10 protein-coding genes are annotated in these 10,262 nt (G+C 43.8%); 6 read left to right on the forward strand and 4 right to left on the reverse strand.

All coding sequences use genetic code 11. The features are described 5' to 3' along the window. Window positions 1–148: AIM24 family protein (locus tag WBA23_RS02185; protein WP_424580611.1), on the reverse strand; the 148-nt coding region annotated here is incomplete at its 3' end. A gap of 81 nt (window positions 149–229) precedes the next feature. Here WBA23_RS02185 and WBA23_RS02190 point away from each other — a divergent pair. Together WBA23_RS02190 and WBA23_RS02195 are read left to right on the forward strand one after the other, a co-directional pair. After that, a complete protein-coding gene (locus WBA23_RS02190) occupies window positions 230–1,588 on the forward strand; it encodes a sulfatase family protein (RefSeq protein WP_424580603.1) in 1,359 nt (452 codons plus the stop codon). 95 nt (window positions 1,589–1,683) lie between these two features. Further along, a complete protein-coding gene (locus WBA23_RS02195) occupies window positions 1,684–2,640 on the forward strand; it encodes a hypothetical protein (RefSeq protein WP_424580604.1) in 957 nt (318 codons plus the stop codon). Here WBA23_RS02195 and WBA23_RS02200 read toward each other — a convergent pair whose 3' ends face one another. Together WBA23_RS02200 and gltX are read right to left on the reverse strand one after the other, a co-directional pair. Beyond that, window positions 2,641–2,877, reverse strand: coding sequence for a hypothetical protein (locus WBA23_RS02200; RefSeq protein ID WP_424580605.1), 237 nt, complete (start codon window positions 2,875–2,877; stop codon window positions 2,641–2,643). 77 nt (window positions 2,878–2,954) lie between these two features. After that, a complete protein-coding gene (gltX, locus tag WBA23_RS02205; RefSeq protein WP_424580612.1) occupies window positions 2,955–4,481 on the reverse strand; it encodes a glutamate--tRNA ligase in 1,527 nt (508 codons plus the stop codon). A gap of 376 nt (window positions 4,482–4,857) precedes the next feature. Here gltX and WBA23_RS02210 point away from each other — a divergent pair, with 376 nt between their 5' ends. Both WBA23_RS02210 and WBA23_RS02215 read left to right on the forward strand, forming a co-directional pair. Beyond that, on the forward strand, window positions 4,858–5,994 hold the full coding sequence (locus WBA23_RS02210; RefSeq protein WP_424580606.1) for an iron-containing alcohol dehydrogenase: 1,137 nt from the start codon (window positions 4,858–4,860) through the stop codon (window positions 5,992–5,994). After that, entirely contained in the window at window positions 5,991–6,725 is a 735-nt protein-coding gene (locus tag WBA23_RS02215) for a gamma-glutamyl-gamma-aminobutyrate hydrolase family protein (RefSeq protein WP_424580607.1), read from the forward strand. The genes WBA23_RS02210 and WBA23_RS02215 overlap by 4 nt, the downstream gene beginning before the upstream one ends. A 45-nt stretch (window positions 6,726–6,770) precedes the next feature. On the opposite strand, the gene WBA23_RS02220 is transcribed toward WBA23_RS02215, so the two are convergent. After that, window positions 6,771–6,950 (reverse strand): hypothetical protein, encoded by a 180-nt coding sequence (locus tag WBA23_RS02220; RefSeq protein ID WP_424580608.1) that lies wholly within the window; start codon window positions 6,948–6,950, stop codon window positions 6,771–6,773. Window positions 6,951–7,231: 281 nt separating this feature from the next. Between WBA23_RS02220 and WBA23_RS02225 the strand changes: the two genes are divergently transcribed. Together WBA23_RS02225 and WBA23_RS02230 are read left to right on the forward strand one after the other, a co-directional pair. Next, window positions 7,232–8,500 (forward strand): TIM barrel protein, encoded by a 1,269-nt coding sequence (locus WBA23_RS02225; protein WP_424580609.1) that lies wholly within the window; start codon window positions 7,232–7,234, stop codon window positions 8,498–8,500. 30 nt (window positions 8,501–8,530) lie between these two features. Further along, the gene (locus tag WBA23_RS02230; RefSeq protein ID WP_424580610.1) at window positions 8,531–9,961 is read left to right on the forward strand and encodes an FGGY-family carbohydrate kinase; all 1,431 of its coding nucleotides are present in this window, start codon (window positions 8,531–8,533) and stop codon (window positions 9,959–9,961) included. The last annotated feature ends 301 nt before the right edge of the window (window positions 9,962–10,262 follow it).

Below are 10,262 nucleotides of genomic sequence, written 5' to 3' on the forward strand. Positions count from 1 at the left end.
CCATTTTAGTTTCAAAATCGATACCATCTTCCAGGTATACCATAGCTCCAGCTTCGGCTATAACAGTTTCACTAGGGTCTAATTCTACTTCTACTACCTGAATTCCATCGCCGAGAATCTGATAGTCTATTTCGTGTGATCGTTTCATAGGTTGTTGCTAAATAATTGATTAAATAACGATAATTTTAGAGAAGATATACTCTCTAAATTCGTAAAAATCTCTCGCATAATGAAACGTTCTATCGGTCTGTTTACTCTCTTAATTCTAATCAGCCTAGCTCCCGCGCACGCTCAATCTTCGTCAGCACCCAATGTTCTGCTAATTATTACCGACGATCAAGGCTACCACGACGTTTCCTACTACGGGACGAAAGACATTCGTACTCCTTATATTGATTCTTTAGCGATGGCCGGCATGCGGTTTGATCGTTTCTACGCCAACTGCCCAGTGTGTTCTCCTACCCGGGCGGCCCTGCTAACCGGACGCTACCAAGATTACGTGGGAGTACCTGGGGTCATTCGTACAAATGCCAACAATAGCTGGGGCTACCTTGATCCTAACGCTACACTTCTGCCAATTCCGCTGAAAGAGGTAGGTTATCATACCGCAATTATTGGTAAGTGGCATCTTGGTTTAGATTCACCAAATACTCCCAACGAGCGAGGCTTCGACGAATTTAAGGGTTGGTTAGGCGATATGATGGACGACTACTGGTCGCATCGTCGGCACGGCATTAATTATATGCGCCACAATCAGGAGACGATTGATCCGGAAGGGCACGCCACCGATCTATTCACGCAGTGGTCGGTAGATTATATCCGACAACAGGCCAAGAACTCTCAGCCATTCTTCTTGTATCTTGCTTATAATGCTCCTCACTTTCCAGTACAGCCTCCCGAAGATTGGCTAAGTACAGTGCAGGAGCGAGAACCTGATATTTCGGAAACCCGGGCTAAACTGGTAGCTTTTATTGAGCATATGGACGATGGCATTGGCCAGATTATCAGGGCACTAAAAGAAACCGGACAATACGAGAATACGCTGATTGTGTTTACCAGTGATAACGGGGGGCACCTACCCAGCGAGGCCAACAATGGCCCGTTTCGAGATGGAAAGCAAAGCATGTACGAAGGCGGATTGTTAGTACCTACCGTTGCCGTTTGGCCCAGTAAAATTGAACCGAGTTCGGTAACTAGTCAAGTAAACCTATCTATGGACCTGTATCCTACTTTACTTGATATTGCTGGAACTACCTCGCAAGATTCTATTGAGGGGCGTAGTTTTCTTCCAACACTATTAGGGCAAGAACCCACTAAAGAAGATAGACCTTTGTTTTTTACCAGGCGGGAAGGAGGCACCCGTTACGGTGGACAATCTATCTATGCGGTACGGCTTGGCGATTGGAAGCTACTTCAGAACAGCCCTTGGCAGCCTCTAGAGTTATATAATGTAGAAGCTGATCCACAAGAAAAGCAAGATGTTACTAATGAAGAACCTGAGAAATATAAGGAATTACTTCGCCTGCTAATGAATCATATTCAGCAAGGAGGTAGAACGCCTTGGCAACCTCCGTATAGCTACAATTAGATTGTACTATCGGAATAATTAATAATAATCTTACAATGTAATAAATTTTATATTTATACATATTTTATTTATATTTGAAGTATAAACACCTAGATATGAAATTTAAAGCTTTATTAATTATATTATTTGTTACCAGTTATTCGGCGTTTTCACAGAAAATAGATGAATTCTTACCTGCCTCTCATCAACAGTATCTTAGTCAAGAAGAATATAGCCACCTACTGAAATTTACTACCCAGCAGCTAATCAACTTTGAAGTTTTAGAAGTAAAAGAGGGTATAGTTAGTATTCAGATGGGTGAATATCCGTATTCGTTTTCTTTGTTGCCTCTAATTGAACAAAGTGCTGAATTCGCCTTTGACTCTGCCGGACGAGAAGATTTGGTGAGAGAGTACGTAGCCCTGCTGATAAGTGCCTACGATGATCAACAGATGTTGAGCGAGGCTGATTTCTCAACAGTAAAAAAGTATTTACGACTACAGCTACACCCAGCCGCCGATATAACTGAAGAGGATTGGAACCGTTGGGTAGTTCAATCCGATTTGGAAGGCACTGTTACTTGTGCGGTACTTAACCTACCAACGGCAACGGCAACGGCAACAGTGGAGCGAAATCAACTGGAACAGTGGAATATAAGTGAAAAGGAAATTTGGCAAATCGCTAAGCGGAATACTGCTGAATCGAAGCATGAAATCGTCCGAAAAACAATAGCTGATTCTATCGAAATACTCGCTATTGGTGAAGCTGATGCTACGCTAGTACTAGATGAAATTATACCGGTTAGCGGCGAATACGGGGCGATTGTAGCAGTGCCCCACGAAGAAATAGTATTGGTGCATCAGCTAAAAGAAGACAAGTTAGAAAACTTTCAAAAAGTGATTGAATACCTTCATAGCTTTGTTACTGAGCAGTATCAAGAGCATAACCAGCCGATTTCACCCTACTTTTATTGGTATTCGCAGGGAGAATACATTCGAGTGCGTTTAGGAAAAGATCAGCACGGTAACCTGCACATTTTTCCCCCTACAGCTAGTTTGGATGCTGAGGAGTAGTTACTCCTCTTCAGATTGGTTGTCCTCTTCCTTTTGTTCGATATCTTCATCCCGGCCCTCAATATCGTCGCGGTCACGTAGTTTCTTATCATCCACGTGTTTGTTCAGAAACTTATTAATCTTATCAATATCATAGTTGGTTTGGATCTCTCCAAACGTATCAATCTTGATATCGAACCCATCTAATTCAGGGTTTACTTTCGGCTTTTCTCGTTTACTTAATCTCTTTCTTCCCATAATACTTATGCTAATTGAAAATGAATAATTGATAGTTATTCTATATACATAACGATAAAGAGGTGTAGGGTGTTTTACTAGTTTACTGCTAAAGACATTACCGCCTGCCGTATTCGACTAATTACTTCCTGACGGCCTAATACCTCCATGGTACTCATTAAGTCGGGTCCACCGCCCTGTCCGGTTAGAGCAAGGCGTAACGCAGGCATCACTTTACCCAATCCTATCTGACGATCTTCCAGTACTTGCTGTAACTGTTGTTTAGCATTTTCTGCTGACAATTTTTCTTCCGAACCTTCTAAGGCTTCAGCGTAGGCAAGTAGGGCATCGGATGCTTCCGGCTTCCACTTTTTTCGTACCATTTTCTCATCGTACTGTTTAGGGGGCTGGTAGAAGTACTGCGCCGTACTCCAGATTTCCTGCGGGAAAGTAACTCGCTCCTTCATCAGCCCGCAAACCTGCTCAGCTTTTTCCTGATTGCTTTCTAGGCCATTGTCCGATAAATCTTTCAGCAGATGCTCAGCTAAGGCTGCATCTGACATTTCTTTAAGATATTGCTGATTAAACCATTTAGCCTTTTCAATATCAAACTTGGCTCCCGCTTTATTAACTCTCTCTAAACTGAATGCGGTAACCAATTCTTCCAGACTAAACAATTCTTCATCATCACCCGGATGCCAACCTAGTAGAGCTAGAAAGTTTACTGTAGCCTCGGGCAGATAACCTCCTTCCCGAAATCCCGGGGATACTTCATCCGACTGCGGATTTTCCCAGTCAAACGGGTACACCGGAAAGCCAAAGCGATCGCCACTGCGTTTACTGAGCTTTCCCTTACCATCAGGGTTCATCAGTAGTGGTAAGTGGGCAAATTCGGGCATATTTTCCTCCCAGCCTAAGTAGTGATAAAGCAGCACGTGCAATGGAGCCGAGGGTAACCACTCTTCGCCCCGAATTACGTGAGTTATCTTCATCAGATGGTCATCTACTACATTAGCTAGATGATAGGTTGGTAAACCATCGGATTTTAGCAAAACCTTGTCATCCAACGTAGATGAATGTACAGTTACATTGCCCCGAACTAGATCGGCGAGTTGTATATCTTCGTCTTCCGGCGTTCTTACGCGTATTACGTAGGGTACCCCGCTGTTTATGTGTTCTTTAATTTCTTCTTCGGAGAGACTTAGTGAATTCTTCATAGTCATCCGGCTAGCCGCATCGTACTGCGGGTTCTTTCCTTCGGCTTGTAATCGCTCACGCATCTCGTTCAGTTCGTCAGATGTATCAAAGGCGTAATAAGCGAACCCGCCGTCTAGCAATTGCTGAGCGTACTGCTGGTATATGTCTTTTCGTTCCGATTGACGGTAGGGCGTATACTCCCCGCCCTGTTCTACGCCCTCATCCGGCGGAATTCCGCACCAAGCTAGGGCTTCGCGAATGTATTCTTCCGCACCGGGCACAAAGCGGGTTTGGTCGGTATCTTCAATTCGCAGAATGAATGCGCCCTGATGTTGTTTAGCGAATAGGTAGTTATAAAGAGCGGTGCGTACCCCGCCAATATGCAGTGGCCCCGTTGGACTAGGGGCAAATCGTACTCGTACTGTCATGCCTACTGTAACCGCTTGCCGATTCAAAAGTTGCAGACAAATTATGAAAATGAGCTACTGCGGTTCGTTAGCGAGGTAAAGTTTTGTAAATTTCAGTGATGGAAATTTGAAAGAAGCTACAGAAAAACTATTAGACAGAAATATAGACCTCGTAGAGATATAAACGCTCAAAAATCCTATACTTAAACGATCAATCCACCATAACAAAGTGCTAATTTATGGATGAGAGGATACTAAAGTGGCTGTATGGTGTTAAGCAATCAGTAAAAACAGTTCTCAGGTTCCATTCACAAAAACTACTCAATAGAACAGAACCGATTCTTTCATATTCCATGTCTTTCGTTGTACATTGCTCACTGTACATTGTTAACTATATATGATTCATCAATTTAATTTTCCCACTGTTGTTCGCTTTGGTGAGGGAGCCATTCAGGAACTGGGAAGCTACCTAAAAAGTAAGGGCAGCCAGCGTCCCTTGTTGATTACCGATGGGGTGGTGGCGAAGTTAGCTTTCTTCGAAAAGATTTTGGCTGACTTACGGCAGCAGGGTTTGACCCCTGAGTTGTTCTGCGATATTTCTAAGAACCCAGTCAAGTCCGATGTGTTGAAGGGAAATGAAGCTTACCACCAACACAGTAGCGATGCAATTGTCGGATTGGGTGGGGGAGCAGCAATGGACGTAGCCCGAGCAGTGGCCCTAAGCATCAATAATACCCGCGAGTTACTGGAGTACGACGAACTGACAGGCGGTGATCAATATATTACTGAGCCGATACCGTTGTTTATTACCGTGCCTACAACAGCCGGTACGGGTAGTGAAGTAGGTCGGAGTGCGATTATTTCAGATGATGTAACCCGAAAAAAACATATCCTTTTTCATCCGACACTGATGGCACAAGTGGTATTCGCTGATCTCGAACTAACCTACGAGCTACCGCCAGCAGTAACGGCTGCTACCGGCATGGACGCTTTAACCCACAATATAGAAGCTTACTTAGCCAAAAATTACCATCCGATGGCCGACGGCATTGCGCTGGAAGGCATTCGGATGATTACTCGTTCGCTAGAAAAGGCCGTAAACCAACCCAATGCTGAATCACGGCGGGAGATGCTGCTAGCTTCGCTGATGGGGGCGGTAGCTTTTCAGAAGGGGCTAGGCGTAGTACACTCAATGGCGCATCCGCTGTCGGCCCTACTAGATACGCACCACGGACTGGCAAACGCTATCTGTCTGCCCTACGGATTGCAGTTTAATATTAATGGCTTTGAAAATCGCTTTGCTACGATGGCGCAGGTCATGAATTTGGCTGACCACGGTGGGGAAGCGGTGGTTGAGGCACTGTTTGGCTTGAACAGACAGATTGGTCTGCCTACTCAACTTAGCAGCGCCGGGGTGGAAGAAGCTCATCTGGAAGAATTATCTACGCTGGCATCAGAAGATTTTGCTCATCCCAACAATCCTAAACCAGTGAGTCGCAAAGATTTTCTGAAACTCTATCGGGCAGCCCTATGATAAAGCTAGGAGTAACTTCTTGCTTAATGTACCCCGACCCGGATCGGACATACTTTACTCCCAAGTATTTGTGCTATCTAGAGCGCGATATGGCTCGTTACCTCTACCGTCCCAACGTGCTACCAATACTGATTCCTGATTTGGTGTCGGAAGAACTAGCTGATTTTCTGGCGCAAATGGATGGCTTTGTATTCCAAGGTGGTTCCGATTTAGCTCCCGAAACCTACGAAGAGAAACCGATCGGTCGTTGGTTAGGCGATGCCTACCGGGACGAATACGAGCTGAAAATTCTGGACTATGCCATAAAAAACGATAAGCCGGTCTTTGGCATCTGCCGGGGCTTCCAAGTGATGAATGTATACTTTGGCGGAACGCTATATCAGGATATAGGTACTCAGCGACCCGAACTAGAATCTCACCGGGATGCGGTACTATACGATCAAATTAATCATCCTATCATTCTAGAAGAAGGGAAACTATTGGATCGTTTGCATCAAAATGAAGATAATCAGATGGTCAATACCGTCCATCATCAGGCAGTAAAGGATTTAGGCGAAAACCTAGAAGTGCTGGCCACCTCACCCGATGGGCTGATAGAAGCATTTCAATGGACAAAAGCTGAAGAAGGAAAAGTAATCGGAGTACAGTGGCACCCCGAATTCTTCCATAATTCTAAAACACCCTTAATGGATGCTGAAAAGGTTTACACTCATTTTTTGAGTTTCTGTTAGGTAGTGCTTAATTAAAGTGAGAAGCTTTCTACTTCAACTGTTTCCTTACCAATTTAGCATTCTTTTCTTGAGAGCTGCCAAATATCTTCTTCTCCATTTCAGCGTACTCCGGTGGCTGATTAGCTTTTGGGTAGTCTCCAGATCAATGCCGTTGATGGGTTCGTCTAGCGCCAGAATGGCCTGATCCAGCGCGACGACTCCCATAAAAGCTAGCTTTTTCTTCATGCCGGTAGAGTACGATTCGATATACTGATTTAGCGGTAGATCAAATAACTGATTCCATTCCGCAGTTGTATCTTCTAGCTTAACTAAGGCTCAGGTACTGATTTAGAAAAGTAAAGCGAATGAATATTTTTATAATTTTAAAAAGCAAGTACTTTTATGCATAGTTATTAGCCAGTGTCTCGAGTATTCCTGTTCATTTTGAAAACTTAGCAAGTTTGCCGGATAGTGCAGGATGGCATTCCCTAAAAAATAGGCTTATATCTAGCAAAATTTACTACGGTATGAACCTTAATCTTCAACGTATTGCCGAAGAGAATGAATCGGCCCTTTCGGATCATCAAGCACACTGGGACAGTTTTCGTTCGCTAAGATCTTATTCTGACTCTTTCTGGGAAAAATGCATTCATCAGCTCTCAGCAATGCAAATCGCTATTCCTAGCTGGGCCTTAGGCACTGGGGGTACTCGTTTTGGGCGTTTTCCCGGTGGAGGGGAACCTCGTAACTTGGAGGAAAAAATAGCGGATGTAGGAGCATTACACGCACTAAACGGTCATTGCGGATCAATATCACTCCATATTCCTTGGGATATTCCTGACAATGCTGACCATATTCGTCAAGTAGCCAGAGAGTGGGGAATTGCTTTTGATGCAGTAAATTCTAATACTTTTCAAGATCAAACCAATCAGGAGCATTCGTACAAATTTGGTTCTCTCGCCCACACCGATGCAGCGGTGCGCCAACAGGCGGTTGAGCACAATCAGCAAGTAATAGATTACGGGAGAGCTTTGGGCTCGAAAGCTATTACGGTATGGCTGTCTGACGGGGCTAACTTTCCTGGTCAGCAGAACTTTCGGCGGGCATTTGAGCGCACTTTAGCGAGCCTACAGAAGATTTATGGCCACCTGCCTAATGATTGGCAAATGTTAGTGGAGTATAAACCTTATGAGCCTAATTTTTACAGTACAGTTATTCAAGATTGGGGTAGTTCTCTCCTGTTGGCTAGTAGGCTAGGACCACAGGCATACAGTTTGGTAGATTTGGGACACCATTTGCCTAATACCAATATTGAACAGATTGTTAGCCGCTTGAGGATGGAAGGCAAACTAGGCGGGTTTCACTTTAATGATTCTAAATATGGTGATGATGATCTTACCGTAGGAAGTATTAAGCCTTACCAGCTATTCTTAATTTTTTTGGAGCTGCTGGAAGGTATAGAAACGCAGTCATTTGCGTGGATGATTGACGCGAGCCACAATGTGAAAGACCCGCTAGAAGACTTGCTACAGTCAGTTGATGCAATACTAATTGCTTACGCTCAGGCTTTACTAGTAGATCGGGAGGCTCTTTATCAAGCTCAGGAAGACAACGATGTAGTGATGTGCCAGGAGATTATTCAGAGTGCTTTCCGCACAGACGTGCGCCCATTATTGGCTGAAATACGCCATCGGGCAGAAGCAGCACTACACCCTCTTTCATTATACCGAAAACTGCAAATCCGCCAAACATTGGTTAATGAACGAGGTGCTAAAACGCTAGCAACTGGCTTATAGCCATAAAACGTAACAACCTAACGATAGAAGATGAACGAACCAGTTATTGCAATTTATGACATCGGAAAAACAAATAAAAAGCTGCTGCTTTATGACCGAAAATATCAGATAGTACACCAAGACCAGATAAACCTACCCGAGACAGTTGACGACGATGGCTACCCCTGTGAGGATATAGAAAAAACCAGCCAATGGGTAAAGAAGAGCTTTAAAGCGATTAAAAAGAATAAGAAGTTTGCTATTTGCGCGCTTAATATATCGGCTTACGGAGCTTCTTTTGTTCACCTTAATGAGCGGGGTCAACCGGCTACTCCTCTGTACAACTATCTTAAACCGTATCCTGAAGGTTTAGCCGAACAACTATATGACCAGTACGGAGGTGAAGAGAAATTTACGCGTCATACTGCGTCTCCTCGTTTAGGAATGCTCAATTCAGGGTTGCAGTTGTATTGGCTCAAACACCATAAGCCCGAAATGTACCGTACTATTTGGCGTTCGCTACATCTTCCCCAGTACTTTGCCTACCTAATACATGGAAAATGCTTTAATGAGATTACCAGTTTAGGCTGCCACACAGCGCTTTGGGATTTTTCTCGCGACCGAAGTCACGACTGGGTGTACGCCGAAAAGATTGATACTACGCTACCTCCGGTAGTATCTACTCACTCCTACGAAATGATTTCTAATAACAATAGCAATACATTATGTGGAGTGGGTATTCACGATAGTTCGGCTTCGTTGGTTCCTTACTTGTTGGCCTTTGAAGAATCTTTCATGCTATTATCTTCTGGCACCTGGAATATTACGCTGAACCCTTTCAATGAAGAGCCGCTAACCAATGAGGAGTTACGAAAAGACTGTTTGCAATATATTAATTACCGGGGTGTTTCAGTAAAGGCATCACGTATTCTTATGGGGCGCGAGCACGATTATCAGGAAGCTCGGTTGGCTGAGCACTTTAACAAATCATCAGACTATCATCGTTCAATTATTCCCGATAAAGAATTGCTTGAAAGAATAGCATCGAGTGACCACAAAGAGCGGCATTTTTATCCGCAGACCATGCAACAAACTGGTCCGCTGCCTAATTTTGTGGGTCCGCCTACTGATTTAGATCAATTTTCTAGTTACAAAGAAGCTTACCACCAACTGATATTGGATTTAGTAGAAATGCAAGCTATTTCCATGAAGTTAGTTACTAGTCAAACACCCCCGAAAAAAGTCTTTATTTCAGGCGGGTTTTGTGCTAATCAGCTATTTATGCGGCTGTTGGCCGCTCATTTTCCAGATATTCAGTTTTATACAACTGAGTTAGATAACGCTTCAGCTTTGGGAGCTGCCCTAGTGATGCATCGCCACTGGAATCGCGGAGAATCCATTGATCACCTGTTTCAATTTCAAGAGATTCAACCTATGAATATCGATGCCCTTACAGCCTACTCATTCGCAAAAATGAAGTAAAAATAATTCATCAATAAGCCAAATACACTGTGACTACGTTTTGATGCTTTTCATGATGACATCGCGAATGACGAAAAAGTAAGTCACGCGGTGGTTTCTACGATTAGGTTCGTAGACGGTTGTAGTAGTTCCTGTCACAAGTTAGATATGCTGACCGTTCACCACCGCGCAACTACACTAAACATTACCCAGCGTATTTTACAGGATTGCTAAATAATGCCAGTAAGTTTTATAGGAACGCATAATAACAAGTATGCTAGCGAGGTGATATTTTATTGGTATACTCTTCGTAGCCTTGTAC

This window comes from Tunicatimonas sp., assembly GCF_049647865.1.
Lineage (GTDB): Bacteria > Bacteroidota > Bacteroidia > Cytophagales > Cyclobacteriaceae > Tunicatimonas.